Annotated in this window: 20 protein-coding genes; 11 read left to right on the plus strand and 9 right to left on the minus strand. The window is 30.0% G+C overall.

Going from position 1 to position 25085, the window contains the following annotated elements; translation table 11 throughout:
- Window positions 1-66: 66 nt before the first annotated feature.
- Window positions 67-555: an inner membrane protein YiaA gene (gene yiaA / locus SJY27_RS01640; RefSeq protein ID WP_397446505.1), complete on the plus strand. Its 489-nt coding sequence runs from the start codon at window positions 67-69 to the stop codon at window positions 553-555.
- Between the two features lie 76 nt (window positions 556-631).
- Here yiaA and SJY27_RS01645 read toward each other — a convergent pair whose 3' ends face one another.
- Window positions 632-1999: an NAD-dependent succinate-semialdehyde dehydrogenase gene (locus tag SJY27_RS01645; RefSeq protein ID WP_397446506.1), complete on the minus strand. Its 1368-nt coding sequence runs from the start codon at window positions 1997-1999 to the stop codon at window positions 632-634.
- A 216-nt stretch (window positions 2000-2215) separates the two neighbouring features.
- Between SJY27_RS01645 and SJY27_RS01650 the strand changes: the two genes are divergently transcribed.
- Window positions 2216-2725, plus strand: a complete 510-nt coding sequence (locus tag SJY27_RS01650) for a peroxiredoxin-like family protein (RefSeq protein WP_397446507.1) — start codon at window positions 2216-2218, stop codon at window positions 2723-2725.
- Window positions 2726-2781: 56 nt separating this feature from the next.
- Complete coding sequence (locus SJY27_RS01655) at window positions 2782-3651, plus strand: YihY/virulence factor BrkB family protein (protein WP_397446508.1); 870 nt, start codon at window positions 2782-2784, stop codon at window positions 3649-3651.
- Between the two features lie 62 nt (window positions 3652-3713).
- Here SJY27_RS01655 and SJY27_RS01660 read toward each other — a convergent pair whose 3' ends face one another.
- The 3 genes from SJY27_RS01660 to SJY27_RS01670 all read right to left on the minus strand — a co-directional run bounded on the left by SJY27_RS01660 (window position 3714) and on the right by SJY27_RS01670 (window position 6165).
- Window positions 3714-4661 carry a hypothetical protein gene (locus tag SJY27_RS01660; RefSeq protein WP_397446509.1) on the minus strand — a complete coding sequence of 316 codons (948 nt, stop codon included), beginning with the start codon at window positions 4659-4661 and terminating at the stop codon, window positions 3714-3716.
- A 93-nt stretch (window positions 4662-4754) separates the two neighbouring features.
- A complete protein-coding gene (locus tag SJY27_RS01665) occupies window positions 4755-5552 on the minus strand; it encodes a LytTR family DNA-binding domain-containing protein (RefSeq protein ID WP_397446510.1) in 798 nt (265 codons plus the stop codon).
- Window positions 5542-6165: a TMEM175 family protein gene (locus SJY27_RS01670; protein WP_397446511.1), complete on the minus strand. Its 624-nt coding sequence runs from the start codon at window positions 6163-6165 to the stop codon at window positions 5542-5544. The genes SJY27_RS01665 and SJY27_RS01670 overlap by 11 nt, the downstream gene beginning before the upstream one ends.
- A gap of 104 nt (window positions 6166-6269) precedes the next feature.
- Between SJY27_RS01670 and SJY27_RS01675 the strand changes: the two genes are divergently transcribed.
- From SJY27_RS01675 to SJY27_RS01685, 3 genes are all read left to right on the plus strand, one after another.
- Complete coding sequence (locus SJY27_RS01675; RefSeq protein ID WP_397446512.1) at window positions 6270-7169, plus strand: DMT family transporter; 900 nt, start codon at window positions 6270-6272, stop codon at window positions 7167-7169.
- A gap of 129 nt (window positions 7170-7298) precedes the next feature.
- A complete protein-coding gene (locus SJY27_RS01680) occupies window positions 7299-7502 on the plus strand; it encodes a hypothetical protein (RefSeq protein WP_397446513.1) in 204 nt (67 codons plus the stop codon).
- A gap of 161 nt (window positions 7503-7663) precedes the next feature.
- Window positions 7664-7867 (plus strand): hypothetical protein, encoded by a 204-nt coding sequence (locus SJY27_RS01685; RefSeq protein ID WP_397446514.1) that lies wholly within the window; start codon window positions 7664-7666, stop codon window positions 7865-7867.
- 51 nt (window positions 7868-7918) lie between these two features.
- Here the strand turns inward: SJY27_RS01685 and SJY27_RS01690 are convergent, their stop codons facing one another.
- From SJY27_RS01690 to SJY27_RS01700, 3 genes are read right to left on the minus strand one after another with little or no spacing between them, the layout of a single operon-like run.
- On the minus strand, window positions 7919-8812 hold the full coding sequence (locus SJY27_RS01690; protein WP_397446515.1) for a transglutaminase N-terminal domain-containing protein: 894 nt from the start codon (window positions 8810-8812) through the stop codon (window positions 7919-7921).
- 1 nt (window position 8813) lies between these two features.
- Window positions 8814-11378 (minus strand): circularly permuted type 2 ATP-grasp protein, encoded by a 2565-nt coding sequence (locus tag SJY27_RS01695; protein ID WP_397446516.1) that lies wholly within the window; start codon window positions 11376-11378, stop codon window positions 8814-8816.
- A gap of 6 nt (window positions 11379-11384) precedes the next feature.
- Window positions 11385-14735 carry a DUF2126 domain-containing protein gene (locus SJY27_RS01700; RefSeq protein WP_397446517.1) on the minus strand — a complete coding sequence of 1117 codons (3351 nt, stop codon included), beginning with the start codon at window positions 14733-14735 and terminating at the stop codon, window positions 11385-11387.
- 235 nt (window positions 14736-14970) lie between these two features.
- On the opposite strand from SJY27_RS01700, the gene SJY27_RS01705 reads away from it, so the two are divergent.
- The 3 genes from SJY27_RS01705 to SJY27_RS01715 are packed head-to-tail and all read left to right on the plus strand — an operon-like array spanning window position 14971 to window position 18924.
- Window positions 14971-16437 (plus strand): circularly permuted type 2 ATP-grasp protein, encoded by a 1467-nt coding sequence (locus SJY27_RS01705; RefSeq protein WP_397446518.1) that lies wholly within the window; start codon window positions 14971-14973, stop codon window positions 16435-16437.
- 9 nt (window positions 16438-16446) lie between these two features.
- Window positions 16447-17397 carry an alpha-E domain-containing protein gene (locus SJY27_RS01710; protein WP_397446519.1) on the plus strand — a complete coding sequence of 317 codons (951 nt, stop codon included), beginning with the start codon at window positions 16447-16449 and terminating at the stop codon, window positions 17395-17397.
- A 48-nt stretch (window positions 17398-17445) separates the two neighbouring features.
- Entirely contained in the window at window positions 17446-18924 is a 1479-nt protein-coding gene (locus tag SJY27_RS01715; protein WP_397446520.1) for a transglycosylase SLT domain-containing protein, read from the plus strand.
- Window positions 18925-18967: 43 nt separating this feature from the next.
- Here the strand turns inward: SJY27_RS01715 and SJY27_RS01720 are convergent, their stop codons facing one another.
- Window positions 18968-20983, minus strand: a complete 2016-nt coding sequence (locus SJY27_RS01720) for an ATP-binding protein (protein WP_397446521.1) — start codon at window positions 20981-20983, stop codon at window positions 18968-18970.
- 105 nt (window positions 20984-21088) lie between these two features.
- A complete protein-coding gene (locus SJY27_RS01725) occupies window positions 21089-21823 on the minus strand; it encodes an arylesterase (RefSeq protein WP_397446523.1) in 735 nt (244 codons plus the stop codon).
- Window positions 21824-21855: 32 nt separating this feature from the next.
- Here SJY27_RS01725 and SJY27_RS01730 point away from each other — a divergent pair, with 32 nt between their 5' ends.
- Window positions 21856-22545: an ABC transporter ATP-binding protein gene (locus SJY27_RS01730; protein WP_397446524.1), complete on the plus strand. Its 690-nt coding sequence runs from the start codon at window positions 21856-21858 to the stop codon at window positions 22543-22545.
- Window positions 22545-25082 (plus strand): ABC transporter permease, encoded by a 2538-nt coding sequence (locus SJY27_RS01735; RefSeq protein ID WP_397446525.1) that lies wholly within the window; start codon window positions 22545-22547, stop codon window positions 25080-25082. The genes SJY27_RS01730 and SJY27_RS01735 overlap by 1 nt, the downstream gene beginning before the upstream one ends.
- Window positions 25083-25085: the final 3 nt, after the last annotated feature.

Below are 25085 nucleotides of genomic sequence, written 5' to 3' on the forward strand. Positions count from 1 at the left end.
AATTATTAGATTTTTTAATACTGCAATTTACCTCAATTTTGTAGTATAATTATTAAACTAAATATTATGAAGTATCAAACTACAGTTTCTACTAACGATGAAACTAAAAAGCAGGCAAAAACAATTAAATCAAAAGGTGATTTCAATCAAAAGCCAACAACAGCATATGTAGGTGCAACTTGGGGAGTTTCAATTATCGGTTTATTATCTTATTGTATTGGATTGTGGAATGCAAACATGGAATTGAATGAAAAGGGATATTATTTTGCAATTTTATTAATGGGTATTTATGCAGTAATCTCTTTGCAAAAAGCCATAAGAGATAAGGCCGAACAAATTAAAACAAGTGAAATGTATTATGGCATTAGTTGGGTTATTGTTATTGCCTCTTTGCTATTATTAATTATAGGCTTAAGAAATGCAGATATTTTATTAAGTGAAAAAGGATTTTATGGAATTTCGTATTTATTAAGTCTTTTTGGAGCGATTACCGTTCAAAAAAATACTAGAGATATTGATTTTATCAACACTAAAACAGAAAAAGAAATTAGTTAGTTTGATAATGGTTGTTAAACCAAAACCTCATAAGTTTAGGCTTATGAGGTTTATTTTTTAAGGTGTATCAGCAAAATTATGCTATCCAAATTGTTTTGATATTCACAAATTCTTTAATACCGAAATTTGATAATTCTCTACCATAACCACTATTTTTAATGCCTCCAAAAGGCAATCTAGGGTCAGAGGCTACTATTTTATTTACAAAACTATTGCCAGCTTCTAATTGAAGTGCAATTTTTTCACCTCTTTCTACATCACCTGTAAAAACTCCAGAACCCAAGCCAAATGTAGAATTATTAGCCAATGCAATAGCTTCATTTTCATTTTTAGCTTTTATTATAGATGCTACAGGGCCAAATAACTCTTCGTCAAAAGCAACCATTCCTGGTGTTACATCTGTTAAAATAGTTGCAGGATAATAAGCCCCTTTTTGTTTTGGTATTTGTCCTCCTAAAATTAATTTACCCCCTTGCTTAATAGTTTTTTCAACTTGTTGATGCAATTCATCACGTAAATCTATTCGCGCTAATGGCCCATAATAGGTATCTTTATCTGTTGGATTGCCCATTTTAGCCTTTTGCATTTTTTGCGTAAAAAGCTCAATAAAAGCATCATAAATTTCTTCTAAAACAATAAATCTTTTAGCAGCAATACAGGTTTGTCCATTATTTCGTAATCTTCCTTGTAAAGCAAGGTCTGTTACTTTTTCTAAATCTACATCTTCTAAAATTATGTAAGCATCAGAGCCTCCTAATTCTAAAACAGACTTTTTTAAATTTTTACCAGCAATTTTAGCAACAGCGCGTCCTGCAGGTTCGCTTCCTGTTAAGGTTACAGCCACAACACTTTTGTGTGCAATAATATTTTTAATGGCATCTGATGAAACATTTAAATTGGTAAAAACACCTTCTGGAAAACCAGCTTTTTTAAAAGCATCTTCTATAGCAAACGCACAACCTTGTACATTAGAGGCGTGTTTTAATAGCCCAACATTACCAGTCATAATTGCTGGCGATGCAAAACGAATAACTTGATAAAAGGGGAAATTCCAAGGCATAATGGCTAACGTAACTCCTAAAGGCTGAAAAGTAATGTAACTTTTAAAAGCTTCAGTTTCTATATGTTCATCAGCCAATAAAGTTTCAATATGGTCTGCATAATACCTGCAAACCAGTACACATTTTTCAATTTCGGCTCTAGATTGTGTAATAACTTTACCCATTTCTTGGGTAGCTAGTTTTGCATATTCTTCTTTGTTTTCGTCAAATATAGTTGCCAATTTGTGCATTAATTTAGAACGCTCTTTTAAACTGGTTTTTTTCCAAGACTGGTAAGTTTGGTTGGCTATTTCTATTTTTTTAACGGTTTCTTTTTTTGTGTTTCTATTATAAAAAGCTATTTCTTGTTCTGTAGCCGGATTTATACTGATTGTTTGAGTCATTTTTGTCTTAAATATCAATGAATTATATCGTCAATTATAAAACTCTAAATTAGTGAGAATTGAGGGAGTTTAAAGAAATTAATCAAAAAAAACAAACACAAAAATTATGAGAACTGTTTACATTCTTAAAAGCGTTAAAAATTGATTGGAATGGACAAACCTGTTGAAACCTAAAGTTATAATTTTGTTACAGTTATCACATAAAAAAAAATAAAAATGATAAAACCAAGACAAAAAACTCCTAATCTAAAAGTAAGTTTAGTAAATAATACCAAATGGATTTTAAGTGAGCAAAATCCTAAACATTTTACATTAATTGTTTTCTATAGAGGTAAACATTGTCCTGTTTGTAAAAAACAATTGGAAGATTTACAAAAAAAAATACATAAATTCGAGGAAAGAGGAGTACATGTAATTGCTATTAGTGCCAATACTAAAGAATTAGCAGAAGAAACTCATAAAGAGTGGGATATTGAAAACGTACCAGTTGGTTACAATTTTTCTATTGATGATGCTCGAAAATGGGGGTTATTTATTACGAAAGCAATTAAAGAAAAGGAACCTGATGTATTTTTTGAACCAGGAATATTTTTAATTGATACTGAACAAAAAGTGTATTGGCAATCCATACAATCTATGCCATTTGGTAGACCCAAGTTCAGAGAAATTTTAAATGGGATAGATTATATTTTAAATGAAAATTATCCTGCTAGAGGAGAGGCATAAGTGAAAAAAACTATATAAATGCTTAGGATACTCATTTTAAAATTAAAATAACAGACTTGATTCACAAATTCAAAATAGTTCACTTTCCAAAATTATTATTGCAAACGGGTAAAAATTGGTTAAATAACGAGCCTTTTGCTCTCAGTGCAATTGTTGCTTATTATGCTATTTTATCTTTACCTGCTTTAATGGTTATCATTTTAAATTTAGTTGGTAATATTTGGGGTAAAGATATTGTACAAGGAGAACTTTTAGAAGAAATTACAGCTGCTGTTGGTATACAAACTGCTGAATCCATTAGGCAAATGATGCTAGATAGAGGTAATGAATCTGTATCTATTTTTACAACCATTGTTGGTTTTGGTACCTTAATTTATGGTGCAACAGGTGTATTTTATCAACTTCAAGCTGCTTTTGATAAAATTTGGAAAGTAAGTGACGAAGCTAAACCAACAGGAATAGTAGCCATTTTAATAAGCAGACTTAAAAGTTTTGGTTTTATTTTAATTATAGGATTTTTATTGTTGATTAGTTTCGTGTTAACATCTTTAATAAGTGCTTTTAGTAGACGTTTAGAAAACTTTTTACCAGATTCACTTTTTAATTATATGTATGTTATAGATTTTTTTATTTCGTTACTATTTATTTACGCACTTTTTGCAGCCATGTTTAAATATTTACCTTCTAAAACTTTACAATGGCAAGCAGTACGAATAGGGGCAGGTGTTACTGCCATTTTATTTGTAATTGGTAAATTTTTATTGGCTTGGTATTTTAGAGAAATGGAACCAGGCTCTACCTATGGTGCAGCTGGCTCTGTAATTTTAATTATGCTTTGGGTTTCTTACTCAAGTTTAATTCTATTTTTTGGTGCACATTTTACAAAAGTATTTTCAGACAAGTATTTAATAGAAAATAATAATTAATGTAAAAAGCATAAACCCTCTAAAAACTAGAGGGTTTCCTAATTAAAAATACAATAGAAAGTTTAATACTCATTCATTAGAATTACCTTTAAATTTGGATAGTTTGCTTTTAATTCTTGCTCTAAACCAATAACATGCGCAGCACCAACCATAACAATATTTTTAGTTTTATTTGATGCCAACACTTGCGTAGCTATATTTTTAGCCATTCTCTTATTGCGTTCATTCCAAAATTTTCTACCCTCTAAACATGCTTTGGTGTCTTCAGTAACATAATTAAAAGAACTCATGGTATGCAATATATTTAAAGAAGCTCTTTTATTGGTATGCTTACCTAATTTTCTTAAAATAGCAGGGATTTTAGCAGCACTGTATTGTTTTTTATTAATTTCTGATCCAACTGCATTACTTCCATTTTTACTACCTTCTTTTACACATTTATTCCAAGCAGTATGGTATTGCTTATTCGTTTGCTGATCGTCCATATTGTAAACTTTCAAGTTTTTATGCAGTGCCAATTTATAGGTTAAATCACCATCTTCATGTCTTGTTGGTTTTTTAGCGCCTGTAATTCCATATTTTTTTAAGTAGGTTATCAATTCATAATTTCCATTATCTCTTTTGTACACATAGGCATCAATTAGATAATCAATTTCTGATGATGTTAAGTTTTCGTAATTCTTCTTTGATAACATATCAAACTTGTTTTTATTAAAAGCAAAAGTCTTTTGTATCGAATCTGATTTTTTGTAAAATTTTTGATATCCTTTAGACCATCCATCTTTTAAATACTCCCAAGATTTATTGTCATTTGGCATTGGCGATTCTACATAAATAGCTTCTGGATTGTATTTTTTTGCAAAACGATACATAGGTTTATAACTCTTTTTTACAATTTTTGGTACTGTATGCATGGTGCCAATAATTAAAATTTCTTGAGGCTTTTTTTGAGCCGATAAATTAAAAATTGAGACTAATAAGATGAATTTTAATACGATTTGAGTTTTCATAATTCTAAATTTTGTAGTTAAACTTTCTGAGACAAAATTAGCAAGTAAATAAAAACAAACTCAATAATAACAAGTGTTTGGGGCGAAATGTAGCTATTCTGTGGTAGAATTCAGAACGCGTTTTACATTGTTTTGGTAGGTTCTAGAAACAGGCACTTCTATGTGGTGAAATAAAATTACAAATAGTTTGCTTTTTTCTGTTTTCCATTGTAAAAAATGATACGGATTCATCAAATACGAACGATGAGTTCTTAATAATTCAGGAAATTCATCAGCAATTACCGACAATTTATTTCTGATTAGTGTTTTTTTTAATTGTGCCCCATTTATATAAAAAACCTCTATATAATTATCTGAAGATTGAATGCAAATAATATCATTTAAAAATAAACGTAAACCCTCATAATTACCTTCTCCTTTAATTTCTATTTTTTTGGCTTCTGTTTGCTTGTCTTTATATTTTCCGAAAGCAAAACGACCAAAAATAATTATAGGTAAAATAGTAGCAATAGCAGGTAAAAAAATAGTTTTAAGCATATACCATAATTCGTATGGGTTTCTTTCATTTGCCATAATTACATGCAAATAATATAAACGAGCAATACTTATGGCACAAAAGCTAAAAATAAAAAGAAATAAAAACTCGCTAAAAACGGTCCATTTTTTATGATTTCTTTTAAAGATTATATATTGGACTGGTAAAAAAAGGAGATAACAAAACCCACCAATAAAGCTATAACCTAATAGAAAAATTAGCTTTTCATCATCATAAAATTCATGAACATCTAAAGGTTCTGTAAAGTATAAGAAAACAAAAATCCACAAATACAAACCAAGAGCAACAATACCATGATGTTTTAAAGACGGATCAAAAGGATATTTACGATTCAATTTTTTCTAATTTTTTATGATAAAACCGAGTTATAATTGCTTCTATGATAAACAAAAGAATAAATAAAAAACGTGCCACCCAAGGTAAATAAAAAGCTAAAAGACCTGCTAAAACCCAAATAAAAAAAGCATTAAAAGCTCTATATTTTATAAATTTTGCAAATGCTGTAGTAATGCCTGTTTTTCCTTTTTCTTTTTTGGTGATGTACACATTCAACATCAAATTAAAAAAACCAATAGCAGCTAAATTGAAACAATAAAAAGCAAAAGGCCCCTTTAACATAAACCCTTTTACATAAAACGCGGTTGAAAAGGGGAGCAATACTATAAAAAAAAGTAAAAACATATTATACCACAAAATTTTGCGATCTATGGTAGAAGTAAATTTAAAAATTCTCATATGTGCAATCCAATATAATGCTGTTACCATAAAACTAACCACTAAACCAATAAAACTGGGTATTCTATTTTGTAAAATTTGCAGTGTATTACCAGGTTGTAATTCTTTATAACTGGGTATTACAACTTCTAATACCAATAGTGTAATGGCTATAGAAAAAACAGCGTCGCTAAAACTAATTACTCTTGCTTTATTAAAAGTTTCTCCTTTCATAGTTTCTTTATGATTGCACTCAAATATACCATTTCTAAACTTTGTTTTAAAAAAATAAATAGCATTAATATTAATGGTATTTTTGATTTTTTAAAATATTCAACTTGAAAAACGCTAAAGTTCTCATTATCTTGTCTTTTATTGCTATTTATGTAATTTGGGGTTCCACCTATGTTTTTAATAAAGTAGCAGTAACAGAGTTACCACCTTTCTTTTTGGCTTCTATTCGGTTTTTTACAGCTGGCTGTATAATGGTGATTATTGCCTATTTTACAAAAGCAAACCTAAAAATATCAAAACAAGAATTTAAAAATATTTGTATTACTTCTTTTTTCTTTTTGGTATATGGTAATAGTGTTTTTGTATGGGCTTTACAGTTTGTAGATAGTGGTTTTGGTTCATTAATTGCCTCTACAAATCCTTTGTATGTGCTTATAATGATGCGTATTATTGATAGAAAACCAATGCAAAATAAATCTATTTTAGGCGTGGTTTTAGGTATTTTAGGAATGATTTTATTAGTAAGTCAAAAAGAATTAACTACCTCTAAAGATAGTTTAATTGGTATTTTGGTTATGTTGAGTTGTGTTTTAAGTTGGAGCTATGGTAGCATTTTTGTATCTAAAGCCAAATTACCAAAAAACTTTTTAGTAAGTACTGGTTATCAAATGGTTATTGGTGGCGTTTTCTTAGCATTTATAAGTGCTATTTTTCTTGAAAGTTGGTCTTCTCCAATATCATGGACAACTAATGTACAACTCTCCATGTTTTTGCTCGTAGTTTTTGGAGGAATTATTGCTTTTACTTCTTTTAATTATTTGTTAAAAGTAGTATCTCCAGAAAAAGTATCTACTTCTGCATATGTTAACCCAGTTATTGCTTTATTTATGGGATGGTATTTTTTAGATGAAACACTTACTTTACAATCTGTAATTGCATCAGTCATACTTTTAACTGGTGTATATTTTATTACTTCAAGAAAAAAAATAGCAAATAATAAGTAATATTCTTTTTTTTAGGATACTAAATGCGACATCCACAACTTATAAGCGGTAAAAACAATCTTTTATGAAAATTTAACAATTTTATAAAAAAAAATCCTACATTTGTTTTAACCTAAAAATTTACCCCTTATGAATGATTCTAACCTAACTGCTATAGAACAGTCTGTACTTAATGCCGTACAAAATGAACACCTTACAAGTTTTGAAATTTTAAAAAAAGTAGAAAACGTTTCTCTAATTTTATCTTTGTATAATATTTTAGATAAATTGAGTAGTAAAGGTGTATTAAAAAGTTACGTTAAACAAAACCGTAAATATCATTACGCTGCTTAAGTTTTTTATTGTGATAGCGTTTGTGTAAAACAAATTACATTTTTAAAACCATTAATCTACATATAATTGCATTACACATAACTTATAATGGTTTTTGACTAATATTATTATACGTATTTGATATAAATTGTAGTTTTACAGTATCTTAATAACCCATAACCATGAAACTTAACAATTTAACAGAGCAGCAATTATCAGTATTAAATGTAATAAAAGATCAACCTTTAACAAGTTTTCAAATTTTAAAAAAAGTAGAAAATGTTAATATGATTTTGTCTCTTTACAATATTATGGATGAGCTTAAAAACAGAGGAGCATTAAAAACGATAACAAAAGAAAACGTTAAATACCATATTGCTTCATAATAGCATTTATTTGAAATTTTAATGCTTTAAAATTTAATTTTAAAGCATTTTTTATGTTTTGAATGGTCTGATATCTACTGCAACATCTAGTGTGCTTTCTCCAGAACCATAGATGACACCTTTTAAAGGAGGCACATCATAATAATCTCTACCATAAGCAACAATTATATGTTGATTTTTTGGGATTTGATTATTGGTAGGATCAAAATCTATCCAACCAAAATCTGGAATATATACAGAAAACCAAGCATGAGAGGCATCTGTACCAAAAAGCTTTTCTTTTCCTGGTGGAGGAAAAGTTTCAATATAACCGCTAACGTATCTTGCAGGTAAACCCATTGAACGTAAGCAAGCAATTGCTACTTGCGCAAAGTCTTGACAAACTCCTTTTTTAGCTTCCATAACTTCATCAATTGGTGTAGCAATGGTACTAAAGCTGGCATCAAATTTAAATTCTTCAAAAATACGTTGCATTAATTCGTGAGTAGCTTCAAAAACTGAACGTTTTTCATGAAAAGATATGCTAGCATATTGATAAATTTTTTCTGATATATTTTTGATAAAAGTAGAATCTAACAAGTATTGTTTGGCGTTGATAATTTCTGGTGATAATACCTTTAGTTTTAATAAAGCTTGCTCTAAAGTAATGCTTTTACAGGCCTCTGATATGATTGCATTTTTTTGATCTTCAAAAGAACGTTTCACCTTACTTTTAGCAGTTACTATCAATTTTTTATGCTGTTTTTCTATTGAAAAATGAGCGACTGTATTTCCAAAAAAATCAATATTTTCTTCAAATACAGTTGGTTTTGGCTCTATTTCTAATTCATATTCTAACAATTCTTGACCTATAAATGTTTTGGGTTTTAGAATTGCTAAATTATGACAATACGTAACATTGTTTGTGTAATTGTAAGTTGTTTTGTGAATGACAGAAAAAACCATACTACAAGGTATAATTTTGGTTAACTAACTGTATTTGTTCGTCTGAGTGATTAAAGTACATATCTGTTAAAGACATTGAGGTATTGTGAATCAAATCGCTTAAAGAAGCTAACAAATCTTCTAATTGAGATCTTGTAAATCCATTTTCATCAACTTGAATTAAATTACTCGCTTTTACATTTTCAATCAAATCACAAGCTTTTAAAATAGCTATTTCTAAAGGTGTAGATTCAGCATCATTAGTTCTTTTAGGTAATTTAAAAACATCTCTTCTAATTCTATTCATTTGATATTTTAAAGACCTAGAGTAAGATTCATCTAATAAAATAAGTTTAATTACATTTTCTACATCTAAATAAGATTTAAAACTATATCTGTAAATGTTTAAACTTTCGTGGCTATTTAATAAAGATTCTAAAATTTCGTACTCTACATCTTCATCGTAAGATATGGTTAATAATGCTCTACATTTATCAATAGTCATAATGGCTTGTTCCATCTGTAAACCAATAAAATAAAGTAATAACCCTTGATCTACCAAAATACTTTCTTCTATTAAACCAATAAATGCAATGAGTTTGGTGATTACAGTATCTAATAACTTTGTTAGTTTTTGAATGTTATGATGGTCTTTTTGGTCAAAATCTCGCCAAACTTTTTTTAGCATATCATAAACACGCCACATGTCTTTAGACCAAAGATTTCTTAAAGTGTAATATGAGTTATTGAATGATGATAATGCATGTGCTAAACTTCCCATTTTGGTTTTATCAAACAAAACTATGGCAATTTCTTCAAGCGGATTTTTTATAGCTTTTTCTTTATTATCGCCAGTAAAACCTGGAAAAATAGAAGTTAAATGTGTAATTGATTGATATAAAATATGTAGTGTTTCTGTATCTGATTCGCGTTTATTAAATTCAGAGTTTGTTATTTGGTTTAACACCATTCTAATATATCTGGCTGTAACTAAAGTTCTTGCCAAATACCTGCCAGACCAAAACAAATTTTCAGCAGTATTACTAGGTAGGTTTTCTATACCCGAAAAATTATTTGCGCTAGAGTGATGCCAATGAAAACGCCTACGTTTTTTAAAGAATTTATTTGCGTTATTGGTTACCCAAAAATCTTTGCTTGTTCCACCTTTTTGATTAGAAACCCTCAATTCCTCTCTTTCAGCAGCAACTCTTACCAAGCCTCCAGGCATTATACTATACGATTTATCTTTGGCAACAGCAAAAGTTCTACACATTACTTTTCTAGGTTCTAAACTATCTTTTGATAGATTTGGAGCCGTAGAAAATGAAATTTTTTCTTGTGCAACATAACGAAACGGTTTTGCTAAAATTTCATTTTTTAACGCTTCAATTTCTTTATTGCTTAAAAATTCACAAAAATAAATGTGTTCTCTTTGGGTATTATCAATTGGTTTTACTACTAGTTTTCTAATATTTTCTAAAACATATTTCAGTTCCTTTTCTTGTCCACACCACCAAGAGGCAATTTGAGGCAAGATTAAATCTTCTTTTAAGAAATATTGACAAACCGAATTCATAAACGGAATTAAACCTGGGTTTTCTAAAACACCACTACCAATTGGGTTTATGATGGCTACGTTTTGTTGCCTAACTACATTTAGCAAACCTGCAACTCCCAAATAGGAATTTCCTTTTAATTCTAATGGATCTGAGTAGGCATCGTCTACACGTCTATAAATAACATCAACTTGAATTAAACCTTTTAATGTTTTAATCCACACTTTGTTATCTCTTACTACCAAATCGTTTCCTTTAACCAAAGGGTAACCCAAAAACGATGACAAATAGGCATGCTCAAAATAGGTCTCATTATGTGGCCCAGGTGTTAAAATTACAATAGTTGGATTGTTTTTGTTTGTTGGTGCAGCATTAATTAATAAATCATTAAAATCATTAAAAAAATCAAATGGTTGCTTAACATTAATTTCTTTAAAAAAATCAGGCACAACTTGTCTTACAGAAAACCGATTTTCTAAAGAATATCCCATACCAGATGGTGCTTCTGTTCTATCATTTACTACCCACATTCTTCCATTTGGGCCTCTTGCCAAATCTGTAGAATGGAGTAGTAAGTGTTGTGTTGTTTTATAATCAATTTGATGACAAGGTCTTAAAAACCCTTTGTGAGCAAAAATAATTTCTGAAGGTACAATGCCATTTTTTATAAGATTTCTTTCTCCGTAAATGTCTTTTAAAACCAAATCTAAAAGTTGTGCCCTTTGCTGCAAACCTTTTTCAATAGTTTTCCATTCTTTTTGGTCAATTACAAACGGTATTATATTTAAACTCCAAGGCCTATTCAATCCATTAGGATCATTATAAACGTTGTAAGTAACTCCGTTTTCAGCCAATAGCCAATCTAAGTCATCTTGTCTTTTATTCAATTCATCCATGCCCAACTTAGAAAAATTAGTCAATAATTTTTCCCAAGTTGGATTGATGCTCATATCAGATTTTAAAACTTCGTCATAATTTTCAAAATCTTTAAAATAATCACTAAAAAAAGAGGTTATTGGTATTTTTGTCAATCTATGTTATTTTTTAAGACGCAAATCTAAGGTATTTGGATATTCTGGGTTCACAGGAATCTCTTTAAAACTGAATTTTTTTGAACTTCCTTGTTTTGAGACAGATCTGCCAATATCATTAGGATTATTAATCACTTTCTCTTTTTTCTTTTCTTTTTTATCCGATATTTCTCCTTGTGTATGCCCAAAATCCCAGAATCTGTTAATTCTACGTGATTCTGCTTCGAAACTATTTACAGGATAGGTTTCATAAGATCTACCTCCTGGATGTGCCACAAAATAGGTACAACCTCCAATTGATCGTTTATTCCAAGTATCAACAATATCAAATACTAAAGGAGTATCTACACCAATTGTTGGGTGTAAAGCAGAGTAGGGGTTCCAGGCTTTGTAACGAACACCAGCAACATACTCTCCATGCACACCTGTGTTTTTTAGCTGTACTTTTACACCATTACAGGTTAATGTATATCTTTCTTCTGTAAAATTACTCACTTTTACTTGCAATCTTTCTAGAGACGAATCTACATATCTGGCAGTTCCACCACCAGTCATTTCTTCACCTAAAACATTCCATGGTTCAATTCCTGCTCTTAATTCTAAATGAATATTATTAATATCAACCATACCATATAAAGGAAAACGGAATTCAAAAAACGGATCGAACCAATCTTCTTTAAATTTATAACCGGATTTATTTAATTGATTTACAATATCTTTAATATCTTCTCTAACAAAATGCTCTATTAAGAATTTATCGTGTAATTCTGTACCCCATCTTACTAAATTATGTTCGTAAGGTTTTTTCCAAAACCAAGAAACTAAGGTTCTTACCAATAAGTTTTGCATCAAACTCATTTGTGCATGAGGAGGCATGTCAAAACCTCTTAATTCTAAAATACCTAATCTTCCTGATGAAGAATCTGGTGAATACAATTTATCAATACAAAATTCGGCTCTGTGCGTATTACCTGTTAAATCGGTTAATAAATGACGGAATAGTCTATCTGTCAACCAAAAAGGAACATCGCCATCTTTAGGAATTTGACTAAAAGCAATTTCTAATTCGTATAAACTATCATGTCTTGCTTCATCTACTCTTGGTGCTTGACTTGTTGGTCCAATAAAAGATCCAGAAAATAAATAAGATAATCCTGGATGATGTTGCCAAAATGTCAATAAACTTCTTAACAAACTTGGTTTACGTAACAATGGACTATCTTTTGGAGAAACACCTCCTAAAGTAACGTGGTTTCCACCTCCAGTTCCAGTATGCTTTCCATCTAGCATAAACTTTTCAGTGCCTAATCTCGATTTTTTAGCTTCTTCGTAAATGGTAAACGTGGTATCTTTTAAATCTTTCCAACTGTGAGAAGGATGCACATTAACTTCTATAACCCCAGGATCTGGTGTTATTTTCATCGACTCTAAACGATTGTCATGTGGTGGCCCATAACCTTCTAAAATTACAGGAATATCTAATGCTCTTGCTGTTGCTTCTATAGAGGCTAATAAATCTAAATAATAAGCAGCCTCTTCTAATGGAGGTAAAAATAGATGTAATTTACCCTCTCTAACTTCCGAACACAATGCAGTTCTTACAAAATAATTTGGCATATTTTGCGGAACACCATTTTCTATAAAGTTTTTATGACGTTTAGATACCATTTGTCTAAAGCTAGGTAAACGTTTCTTTTTAGAAAACAAATCTGGTTCATAAACAGGAAAGAGTTCGTGTTCTGGTTTTTGTTTTAAAGAATTTAATGGTAAACGTAAACCAACAGGCGAGTTTCCAGGAGTTAAGTAGATATGATTTCTTCTAAAAGTCCATTCGCTAGTAAACCATTTTCCTTCTGTTTTATTTAAAGGTAGCACATAACCTACAGGCTTAGAAGTGCCGTTTTCTAAAATTTCGGTAATTTTTTGTTCTGCTAAAGAGGTATCTGCATCTTCTGTTGGGTTGTAATCAATAGGCATATTTCCTTTTTCATACATCAATAAAAAAGCATCTTCAAAAGTAGGTTTAATATGATTTGGTGTAACCCCTAAATATTGCGTTAAGGTTTCTAAAAATAAAATAGCTGCATTTTCTGGAAGTTCTGTTTTAGGTCCAATAGCTGCTAAAAGGTTTTGATTAAACCATATTTTTCTACCATCTTTTCTCCAACACAATTCAATAGACCATCTAGGTAAAGGTTCTCCTGGATACCATTTTCCTTGGGCATGATGTAAAAACCCACCTCTGGCAAATTTATCTAAAAATCGTTGCGATAAATCTTTCGCTAATGCACGTTTATGTTTTCCATCTGCAGCTGTATTCCACTGTTCGCTTTCCATGTCGTCAATAGAAACAAAGGTAGGTTCACCACCCATGGTTAAACGAACATCATTTTTTTGCAATTCTTTCTCTACCTTTTTACCTAATTTATCTATAGATTTCCATTGATCTTCGGTATAAGGTTTTGTAACTCTGGGCGATTCAAAAATTCGTTTCACAGAATTTTCAAATTCAAATGTCGTTTCACAAACATCAGAAAGTCCAAATACAGGTGCAGCACTTTCAAAAGATGGTGTACAGGCTAAAGGAATATGTCCTTCACCAGCTAATAAACCAGAAGTAGCGTCAAAACCAATCCAACCTGCACCAGGCAAATACACTTCTGCCCAAGCATGTAAATCTGTAAAATCTTCTGCAGGTCCAGAAGGGCCATCTAAAGATTGTTCATCAGATTTTAATTGTACCAAATATCCAGAAACAAAACGAGCACCAAAACCTAAATGACGCAAAGCTTGTACAAATAACCAAGCATAATCTCTACAAGATCCATTTTTTTGCCCCAAAGTTTCTTCGCAAGATTGTACCCCAGGTTCCATTCGGATGTTATAATTTAAATACTCGTAAATTTTTCTATTGATATCAATTAAAAAGTAAATGGTTTTACGAGGCGTCATATCTAAAGACGCCAAAAAGTCATTTAACAAAGGCCCTTTTTCAGTAACCTCTAAATAAGGTAAAAGCTCTTTTTTTATGGTTTCATTATATGTAAAAGGAAACTCTTCAGCAGATTCTTCCACAAAAAAATCAAATGGATTTATAGTTTTTAAATCGGCAATAATTTCTACATCAATAGAAAGTTCGGTAGTTTTATCAGGAAAAACAACTCTAGCCAAATAGTTACCAAAAGGGTCTTGTTGCCAGTTGAAAAAATGGTTTTCGGGTTCTATTTTTAAAGAATAAGACTCAATGGGTGTTCTTGAATGTGGTGCAGGTCTTAACCTAAAAATATGTGGAGAAAGTTGTACAGAACGATCGTATATATACTTTGTTTTATGAGAAATTACAATTTTTAATGCCATAAATGACTTTTTATTTTTTAATATTGAATGTATTTGTGAAATTACTAAAACTGTTACAAATATTACAAAATAATTTACACTTATTGCATATTATTGAATTTTTAATGAAAAAGATTATTTTTTGAATAAAAAATGCGTTTTTATTAAAATTGATTAAAATAATTTAATATTATTGCCAAATATCAATTAAAAATTATATTTTATTTTATTAAATTTACCCAAAAAAGTATTTGATTTGAAAGCACCAACCAATTTGCCTATTTTTTCTTCTTATAAGTATGATTCTCGTTTTTATGATGAAATTTTTACAAAAAATAACGAAGTTAGACAAGTCTATAAAACCTTATTCAATTTATTTAGTGAATATTCAGTAAACGACTTTGCCAACCTAAATGATAAAGCTAAAGATGCTTTTTTTAACCAAGGGATTACGTTTCAAGTTTATGGAGATCAAGAAACGAAAGAAAAGATTTTTCCTTTTGATTTATTTCCAAGAATCATTAGCAATAAAGAATGGTGTAAAATAGAAACTGGTGCTTTACAACGTAGTAAAGCCTTAAATGCATTTTTAGAGGATTTATACCACGATCAAAACATAATTAAAGAAGGTATTGTACCTATTGAATTGATTAATTCTTCTGTGAATTTCTTAAAAGAAATGAAAGGATTTAATCCTCCAGGAGGCATTTACAACCATGTGTCTGGTACAGATTTGATAAAACATGCTGATGGTGACTATTATGTATTAGAGGATAATATTAGATGTCCTTCTGGGGTAAGTTATGTAGTAGGGAATAGAGCTGCCTTAAAACGAACCTTGTTTGGAGTTTTTGATCATTACCAATCGTACAACGTTTCTGACTATGGAGAAAATTTGTTAGACATCATAGAATCTGTAAAACCAAAAGGAGTAGATATTCCTAAATGTGTAGTATTGACTCCTGGTGTTTACAATTCTGCTTATTATGAGCATTCTTTCTTGGCAAAACAAATGGGTGTAGAGTTGGTGGAAGGACGAGATTTATTCATAGAAAATGATTTCGTATACATGAAAACCATTAGAGGTAAAGTAAGAATAGATGTTATTTACAGACGTGTAGATGATTTATTTATAGATCCTTTAGTATTTAAAAAAGATTCTTTGCTAGGTGTTCCAGGATTATTCAATAGCTATTTAAAAGGTAAAGTTTGTTTGGTGAACGCACCTGGAACAGGGGTTGCAGATGACAAAGCTATTTATACCTATATGCCACAAATTATTAAATTTTATTTAGATGAAGAACCTATTTTAAATAATGTACATACTTATCATTGTAGCAGACCAGATGAACTAAAATATGTTTTAGAAAATATAGATAAGTTGGTTGTAAAACCTGTAGATGAATCTGGTGGTTATGGAATATCAATTGGAAATAGATTGACAAAAGAAGAAATAGAAAAAGTAAAAATTACAATAAAAGAAGATCCAAGAAAATATATAGCACAACCAATTATGTCGCTTTCTACACATGCTACTTATATTGAAGAAGAAAACTCATTTGAACCTAGACATGTAGATTTAAGAACTTTTACTTTATTAGGTAAAGACAAAAGTTTTGTTTTAAAAGGAGGTTTAACAAGAGTTGCATTAAAGAGAGGAAACTTAGTTGTAAATTCTTCGCAAGGAGGAGGATCTAAAGATACTTGGGTATTAAAAAAATAAAAGAAATTTATGTTAGCAAGAGTAGCCAATAATTTATTTTGGATGGGACGTTATTTAGAACGTTCAGAACATATAGCAAGGTATATGAATGTCAATTATTTTTCGTCATTAGATGCACCAACAGAATTATCACAATCAAGACAATTTGTATTGCGATCTATGCTTTTTGTAGCAGACGAAGAAGAATTAAAAGAAGCTAAAGAATTAGATGAAAAAAAGGTGTTGTTTGATATTGGCTTAAACCCAGAAAAACAATTTTCTATTTTATCTTCTATTAGCAATGCACAACAAAATGCCAATAGCGCAAGAGATTTAATATCATCAGAATTGTACGAATCTATAAATACTTTGAATAGAAACGTTAAAAATTACGATAAAGATCTTTTTGTAAAAAACGGATTGTTCGATTTTACAACAATGATTACTGCCAATATTGCCTCATTAAGAACTAAGATAAGAGGTACTTTATTACATGATGAAGTGTATGCAATTATTATGTTGGGTATTTATATTGAAAGAGCCAACCAAGTCATTAGAATCGTGAACTCTAAATATAATGATGCTTTAGTAGAAAAAGTGAATTCTGGTGCATCTGTAACTGCTAGTTTTGAATGGACTACTTTACTTAAGTGTGTGCAAACTTACGATATGATGCGCAGGTATTATAGAAAAATACCATCTAGCCATAATGTATTAGACTTTTTAATTTTAAATCCATATTGTCCGCGTTCAATTATGAATTCTTTAAATCGAATTCAGCATTATATAGGGTTTTTATCCAAAGACGAAATACCACAAAAAGACACAGCCGCTTTTTTAATAGGTAAATTAAAATATGAACACCAATACACTACAATAGAAGATGTTCAAGGAAATTTAAAAGATTTTATTGAAAAACTAGTAGATGATTTGTCTTTAGTTGGCGAAAAAATGCGAAAAGATTACTTTAGTTTAGATTAATGTTTCACAATATTTTATAGTTTAGAATATTTCCCTTATTTTGAGGGAATGTTATTTCATACCAAAAAAATACTTTTTACAGTTTTTACAATTCTTTTTTTCTTTAGCACTTGCCAAAAGAAAAAGCAACAAAAAGAAACTATAAAAACCAAAGGTGTTGTTAATGAAATTGTGGCCAATTCATCTGATAGAGATTTAAAAGACATCAAAAAAGATGGTATTTTAAAAGCTTTAGTAGTGTATAGTAGTACAAGTTACTTTTTGTACAAAGGGCAACCTATGGGCTTTGAGTATGAATTATTACAAAGATTGGCAAAACATTTAAACTTAAAATTAGAAATTGTAGTTTCTGATAATTTAGATACTCAATTTGAAGTTTTAAATAGGGGTGATGTAGATATTATAGCACATGGTATGACCATTACCAATCAACGGAAATGGGAGGTAGATTTTACAGAACATTTGTTTTTAACCAAACAGGTTTTGGTACAGAAAAAACCAGATAATTACAGAACAATGTCTTGGAGCAATCTTCAAAAAAATGTCATTGACGATCCTTTAGATTTAATTGGCGATACTGTTTCTATTCGTAAAAACTCTTCTTATGTAGAGCGTATTATAAGTTTAGCAAACGAAATTGGTGGTGAAATTTATATTGATACTTTAGATAGTAAACTTTCTACAGGTGAAATTATAGATATGGTAGTAGAGGGTTCAATAAAATATACCATTGCTGATGAAAATTTGGCAAAAATTAATGCGTCTAGCAATCCTATTTTAAAAATTGATGTACCCATTTCTTTTTCACAAAGAATTGCATGGGTTACCCGAAAAAAAGCAGAAAATTTTAGAAAAGTAGTAAATGAATGGATTTTATCAGAGAGACAAAATTTAGATTATTTTGTTATCTACAACAAATACTTTAAAAATAAACGGTTTTTTAAACGCAGAATTAAAAGCGATTATTATAGTTTAAAGAATAATCAAATAAGTGAATATGACGATTTAATTAAAGAATACACCAAAAAATTAGGCTGGGATTGGCGTTTATTAGCATCTCAAATTTATCAAGAATCTAAGTTTGATCCTAATGCTAAATCTTGGGCAGGTGCAAAAGGTTTAATGCAAATTATGCCACCAACTGCAGAAGACTTAGGTATTACAGATGTTACAGATCCTGTACAAAGCATTAGAGGTGGAACTACTTATTTGAACCAGATTTATGATCGTTTTACAGATATACCAAATGAAATTGATCGAATTAAATTTACATTAGCTTCTTTTAATTGTGGTTATGGGCATGTTAGAGATGCACAACGTTTGGCTGCCGCTAACCAATTGAATCCGTTAATATGGGAAGACAATGTAGATAAAATGTTATTGGCTTTGCGTTTTCCTAAAAACTATAACAAACCAATAATAAAATACGGCTATGTAAGAGGTACAGAACCTTTTATTTATGTCGAACAAATTTTTGATAGATTTCAACATTACAAACAATTTATTGATCAAGAACAACAGAAATAAAAATCAATAAAAACAATAATAATTTTAAGTTAAATTGATGATTTTAAAGACCTTCAACGCCTTTTTGCCATGTAAAACTAATCGTTAATCCTTTTCCTTTTTCTGAAGAAACGGAAATAATACCATTGTTGTTAGCAACAACTTTTTTAACAATTGCCAATCCAATACCTGTACTACTTACTTCCTTAGGATTAGATTCTAACTGGCTAAAAATTTTAAATATTTTATTATGGTATTGCTTTTCTATACCTGGCCCATTATCTGCTATAGAAAACAGATATTCGTTATTTTGCATTTTAAAATCAACGGTTAAGATAGCCTCTTCCTTATCATTATATTTTATAGAATTACTCATTAAATTTTGAAAAACATGTTCAAACTCTAATTTATTAGCATATATTTTAAGTTGATTTTTTGGTAGTTTTAAGGTACTTTTCTTTTGATGCTGTATCAGATCAAAAACTTTCTGTAAAGTTGTATTAACATTAAACCACTCTTTACGTTTATTGCCTTTAGCTGCTTTAGAATATTCGAGTAATCCGTTTATAGAAGCTTCCATTTTAGTAATTACTTCTTTCATCATATTAATATGCTGTGTTGTATTTTCATCTAAGCTATCTTTTAAATCTTCTTCTATAAAAGAGGCTAAAGAATATACAGAAACCAAAGGTGTTTTTAAATCGTGAGAAACAATATGATTAAAGTCTTCTAATTCTTCATTATTATTTTCTAAAAGTTTTAAGTTTTCTTCTAACTGTAAATTTACATTGGTAAGCTGTTTCGACTTTACATAAATCTCTTTTTTCTGTGCCAATGCAAGCATATTGGCTTCTTCAAGATCTTTAAAAGAACTAGAAAACCGTCTTAACAAAAGCATTGAAATTAATAAAAACACCATAATATACCCAAATTTCACGTAAATTAAAGCGATTTCATGCTGTTGTATATAAAACACAATATTTGCTGAAAATACAGTTGCACCAAACACAATACCAATCAACAACAATCGAGATGCTTTGCTTTTATGAATAATTGCTTTGATGGTACAAAAAACAATGTAGGCAATTGTTAACATCATAAAAACTAAAAAAATTGGAATTAAATAGGTAAAATGTGGTGCAGGTAAAACAATTGCAGCAAAAATAATGATCCCTGTAGCATATTGCATTACTTTCTTAAACCAGAAATGAACATATTCTTTAAGTACAATTATAAAAAACATACTTGCACAATAACCCACTATATAAGAAGCAATGTATTCTGTTTTGGCAAGAAAAACCCAACTAATATCTTTAAAAACTTCAGAAAGCGGCGCATATCTATCATTTAAGGTATGATAAGACAAAGCAAGACACATTAACGAAAAAAACAATACAGCTTTGTCTTTATTCCAATACAAAAGATAAAAAATCAAGAAAAGCAATCCAACAAAAGAAAAACTTCCAACAGCAGTCATATCTGCCATAATTTGTAATGATTTTTTATAAAAAAGATGCTCTGTTACCCCTAAAAGAATCGGTTCTGTGATTCCTCCAAATTTGTTGTAGAAATTAGAAACTTGTATTACAACCTCAAAATCGGTGTCATTAGAATTTAAAGGAATAATTTTAGTAAATCTTCTGTGTAATGTGGTTTTTTGAGTAATACCAATAGTACCTGTTTCTAAAATAAATACTCCATTAATCCAAATTTTATAAGCACCAATAATTCTTGGTATGTATAATGCTGTATTGGGTCTTTCTTTAGGTATTGTAAATTTTTTCCTGTAGGTAGCATAACCAAATGCAGGCAATTTCTTATTATAATTATCTGTATAATTGGTCCAAGAAGTTAATTTTACTAAATGTAAAGGCTGCTGATTAGTAAAATCTTTTGGATTGATAAACGTTTTCCAATAAAACTCCCAATTTGAGTTTAAAGGAATACCTTTTTTTTGAAATAATTGATCGTTACTAAAATTTAAGCTGTGTTTTTTATTTTCTTGATTAGGTTTTCCAGAAATACTCTGAAAACTAAAAACGAGCAATATTATAAAAACAATGCGATTAAAGGGATTCATATTTAGTTGGGTATGCTAAATTGACATCCTTAAATGTAACTATTTTTTTTGACTAATAGTTCAATTTGAATTTAAAATAGATATTAGCCATAAAATTTGTAATATTTATAATAACGGATACAGAATTTGCCAAACCGTTTTGGCCAATATTTTATGCCCTTTTTTGGTAGGATGAATTCCATCAACTTGATTTAATTCGGCTATGCCACCAACACTTTTTAATAAAAACGGAATTAAAGCAACGTTATTTTTCTTTGCTAAAGATGGAAAAATATTTTTGAATTCAGAAGTATATTCTTGACCAAAATTTGGCGGAATCTGCATACCTGCGAGTATAATTTTGGTGTCTGGGTATTTTTTTTGTACTGCATCTATCATATACTGTAAATTCTTTTTGGTTTCTGTTAAAGGCACACCTCGTAAACCATCATTAGCCCCTAATTCTAAAATAAAAACATCTGGTTTTTGGTTTAAAACCCAATTAATCCTATTTTTTCCTCCAGCTGTAGTTTCTCCACTTATTCCAGAATTTACAATAGTATAAGGCAATTTTAAACTATCAATTTTAGTTTGTATAATACCAGGATATGCATCATTAACATCCTCTAAACCATAACCCGCAGTTAAACTATCACCAAAAAAAACAATTCTTTTAGTACCCGTTTTTTCCTCGTTTTTACCCTTATTTATAGATGTTGTTTGTGTAACATTAGTATCCGCTTTTGTAGTTTCTGTTTTGCAAGAAAGTAAAAGAATAATGCTTGAAAAATAACAAAATTTTAAGAAAATCTTTCTGCTTCTACTATGGTTATTCATTGTCAATTGTCTATTTTTCAACATCAGCGAATTTTAGATAAAAAATTAAATATATAATGTCAAAGATATTAAAGATTAATGATTTAGAGAAAACCTACACCAGTGGTTCTAAAAAATTAACAGTAATTAGCAATATTTCTTTTGAGGTAGAAAAAGGTAGCATTTTTTCAATTGTTGGGCCTTCTGGAAGTGGAAAAACCACCTTATTGGGTTTGTGTGCAGGGTTAGACTATCCAACATCAGGAAATATTGAGTTATGTGGTACTGCTCTACAAGATTTAAATGAAGATGAACGCGCTGCTTTACGTAATAAAGAGGTTGGTTTTATTTTTCAAAATTTTCAGCTATTACCAACCTTAACCGCGTTAGAAAATGTAATTGTGCCTTTAGAATTACAAGGAGATAAAAACGCCACACAATTTGGTAAAGCATTATTAGAAAAAGTTGGTTTGTCTAGCCGTTTGCATCATTATCCCTCTCAATTATCTGGAGGAGAGCAACAAAGAGTGGCTTTGGCTCGTGCATTTTGTAACAAACCTTCTATTTTATTTGCTGATGAACCTACAGGGAATTTAGATGAAGAAACAGGAGAAAAAGTAATTCAACTTCTTTTTGAATTGAATAAAGAGGCAGGCACAACTTTAGTGATTATTACTCACGATTTAGATTTAGCCAACAGAACCCAACAAATTTTACGATTAAAAGGTGGTAAAATTATAGCAAATGATAAAATAGCAACAGTTTAATGAATAATTTAAATTCAAAAGCAGGCTTTAATTGGTTGTTAAAAATGGCTTGGAGAGATGGAAAAGCAAGTCTATCTCGATTGTTATTGTTTATGGCATCCATTATATTAGGAATTGCAGCAGTGGTTTCTATCCAATTGTTTAGCGATAATTTAAAAGACAACATCCAAAAGCAATCAAAATCGTTAATGGGTGCTGATTTTATTATTGATAGCAGGCAAAAGCCAACCCAAAAAGTACAAGCTATTATCGATTCTTTAGGGCCAGATGCTTCTGAAGTCAATTTTGTGTCTATGGCAGCTTTTCCAAAAAATGATGGTACAAAATTGGTAAAAGTAAGAGCAATGGAAGGGGCTTTTCCTTTTTATGGAACTATTGCTACCAAACCAAAAAATGCAGGGGCAAATTATCAAGAATTGGGTGGTGCTTTGGTAGATGCTACTTTAATGTTACAATATGAAATCAACCCAGGAGATTCTATAAAATTAGGAAAAGTTACCTTCCCAATAGTTGGAGCGTTAAAATCAATTCCTGGTAGCACAGCCATTTCATCATCAGTAGCACCTACAGTTTTAATTCCTTTTCGTTTTTTAGAGCAAACTGAATTATTACAATTGGGTAGTAGAAAAGAATATCAATATTTCTTTAAAGCCCCAGAAATGGATTTGGAGTTGTTAGATACCAAGATAGACCCAATTTTAGATGATGAAAAAGCAGATTTAGATACACATACCAGCACCAGTAGAAATTTGGGGAGAAGGTATGAAAACGTAAGTCGTTTTTTAAATTTAGTAGCATTTATAGCACTGTTGTTAGGTTGTATAGGTATTGCAAGTTCTGTGCATATTTACATCAAAGAAAAATTAAAAAACGTTGCTGTTTTAAAGTGTTTAGGCGCATCCAGAAAACAAAGTTTTTTAATTTATTTAATTCAAATTATAGGAATTGGGCTTATAGGTGGTTGTATTGGTTCAATTATAGGTATAGGTTTACAGTTTGCTTTTCCTTACATTTTACAAGATTTTTTACCATTTACAGTAGATATATCTATTTCTGTACAACCGTTATTTATGGGGCTTACTTTAGGAGTTTTAATGTCGGTTTTATTTGCATTATTACCACTTTTAAATACTTGGTATGTATCGCCTTTAGAAGTGTTAAGAGGCAGTGAAGACAATCTTCAAAAACCGAAAAAAGCAAGAATCATTACTTCCTTAATCATCTTATTATTTATCTTTTTGTTTTCTTTTTGGATGTTAAAAGATGTTATAAATGGCCTTGTTTTTACGGTCGGAATTTTAGTAACCTTTGCAATAATGGCTGGTATGGCTAGCTTGTTTATAAAACTGATTAAAAAGTATTATCCCACTTCTTGGAGTTATACCAAACGTCAAAGTTTATTGAATTTGTTTAGGCCTAACAACCAAACTATGGTCTTGGTATTGTCTATTGGCTTGGGTACATTTTTAATTAGTACTTTGTATTTTACCAAAGATATCTTATTAGCAAAAACATCATTAGAAAATAAAAAAACTGATGCTAATATTATTTTAATGGATGTGCAAAGTACGCAAGAAACTGAACTTTTAGCAAATTTTAAAAGTAAAGGTTTAGAGGTTATCGATAACATTCCTATTATTACGATGCGTATGCACAGTATTCGAGGAAAATCGGTTAACGAAATTCGAAAAGATACTACTGTAAAAATGCGTAAGTGGATGTTAAACCGTGAGTTTAGAGTTACTTACAGAGAAAATTTAACGGAAACTGAAGAAATTATAGAAGGAGAGTGGATTGGAAAAGTGAAGAATACACAACCCATTCCTATTTCCATTTCAGAAAGTATTGCTAGAGATGCCAACTTAAAATTAGATGATGAATTGGCATTTAACATTCAAGGTGTGGTAATGCAAACCAAAGTAGCTAGCATCAGAAAAGTAGATTGGGGCAGTATGCAAGTTAATTTTTTGGTTTTATTTCCAATAGGAGTGTTAGAAAATGCGCCACAATTTAATGTGATGACCACTTATGTGCCAAATGAAGAACGCTCAGCTGAATTGCAAAGAGATCTGGTTAAAAACTTTCCAAATGTTACTATTTTAGATTTGCGACAAGTATTCACCATTATCGAAGATATTTTAGATAAAGTTTCTTGGATTATCAATTTTATGGCGTTTTTTAGCATTCTCACAGGTTTTATTGTATTGATTGGTTCTGTTAGAAATAGTAAATATCAGCGCATAAAAGAAAGTGTATTGTTACGAACTTTGGGTGCAAAAAGCAAACAGATTTTGCAAATAACAGCTTTAGAATATGTGTATTTGGGAGTTTTGGGTAGTTTAACAGGTATTTTATTATCTTTAGTAGGCAGCCAATTGTTAGCGACATTTTTATTCAAAGAACCTTTTTTACCGAGTGCAATTCCGTTTTTAGTGTTTCTACCAGGAATTACTTTGTTAGTGGTTTTAATTGGAATAAGCAATTTAAAATCGGTATTACAAAGTCCACCTTTAGAAGTTTTAAGGAAGGAGGTTTAATTC

Source organism: Polaribacter sp. R77954, from assembly GCF_044595335.1.
Taxonomy (GTDB): domain Bacteria; phylum Bacteroidota; class Bacteroidia; order Flavobacteriales; family Flavobacteriaceae; genus Polaribacter.

What these genes read in the sequence shown, in the direction of transcription:
- yiaA (WP_397446505.1), top strand. Translation starts at nt 67, where the DNA reads ATGAAGTATCAAACTACAGTTTCTACTAACGATGAAACTAAAAAGCAG.
- SJY27_RS01645 (WP_397446506.1), bottom strand. Translation starts at nt 1,999, where the DNA reads ATGACTCAAACAATCAGTATAAATCCGGCTACAGAACAAGAAATAGCT.
- SJY27_RS01650 (WP_397446507.1), top strand. Translation starts at nt 2,216, where the DNA reads ATGATAAAACCAAGACAAAAAACTCCTAATCTAAAAGTAAGTTTAGTA.
- SJY27_RS01660 (WP_397446509.1), bottom strand. Translation starts at nt 4,661, where the DNA reads ATGAAAACTCAAATCGTATTAAAATTCATCTTATTAGTCTCAATTTTT.
- SJY27_RS01670 (WP_397446511.1), bottom strand. Translation starts at nt 6,165, where the DNA reads ATGAAAGGAGAAACTTTTAATAAAGCAAGAGTAATTAGTTTTAGCGAC.
- SJY27_RS01680 (WP_397446513.1), top strand. Translation starts at nt 7,299, where the DNA reads ATGAATGATTCTAACCTAACTGCTATAGAACAGTCTGTACTTAATGCC.
- SJY27_RS01685 (WP_397446514.1), top strand. Translation starts at nt 7,664, where the DNA reads ATGAAACTTAACAATTTAACAGAGCAGCAATTATCAGTATTAAATGTA.
- SJY27_RS01690 (WP_397446515.1), bottom strand. Translation starts at nt 8,812, where the DNA reads ATGGTTTTTTCTGTCATTCACAAAACAACTTACAATTACACAAACAAT.
- SJY27_RS01700 (WP_397446517.1), bottom strand. Translation starts at nt 14,735, where the DNA reads ATGGCATTAAAAATTGTAATTTCTCATAAAACAAAGTATATATACGAT.
- SJY27_RS01710 (WP_397446519.1), top strand. Translation starts at nt 16,447, where the DNA reads ATGTTAGCAAGAGTAGCCAATAATTTATTTTGGATGGGACGTTATTTA.
- SJY27_RS01715 (WP_397446520.1), top strand. Translation starts at nt 17,446, where the DNA reads ATGTTATTTCATACCAAAAAAATACTTTTTACAGTTTTTACAATTCTT.
- SJY27_RS01720 (WP_397446521.1), bottom strand. Translation starts at nt 20,983, where the DNA reads ATGAATCCCTTTAATCGCATTGTTTTTATAATATTGCTCGTTTTTAGT.
- SJY27_RS01725 (WP_397446523.1), bottom strand. Translation starts at nt 21,823, where the DNA reads ATGTTGAAAAATAGACAATTGACAATGAATAACCATAGTAGAAGCAGA.
- SJY27_RS01730 (WP_397446524.1), top strand. Translation starts at nt 21,856, where the DNA reads ATGTCAAAGATATTAAAGATTAATGATTTAGAGAAAACCTACACCAGT.
- SJY27_RS01735 (WP_397446525.1), top strand. Translation starts at nt 22,545, where the DNA reads ATGAATAATTTAAATTCAAAAGCAGGCTTTAATTGGTTGTTAAAAATG.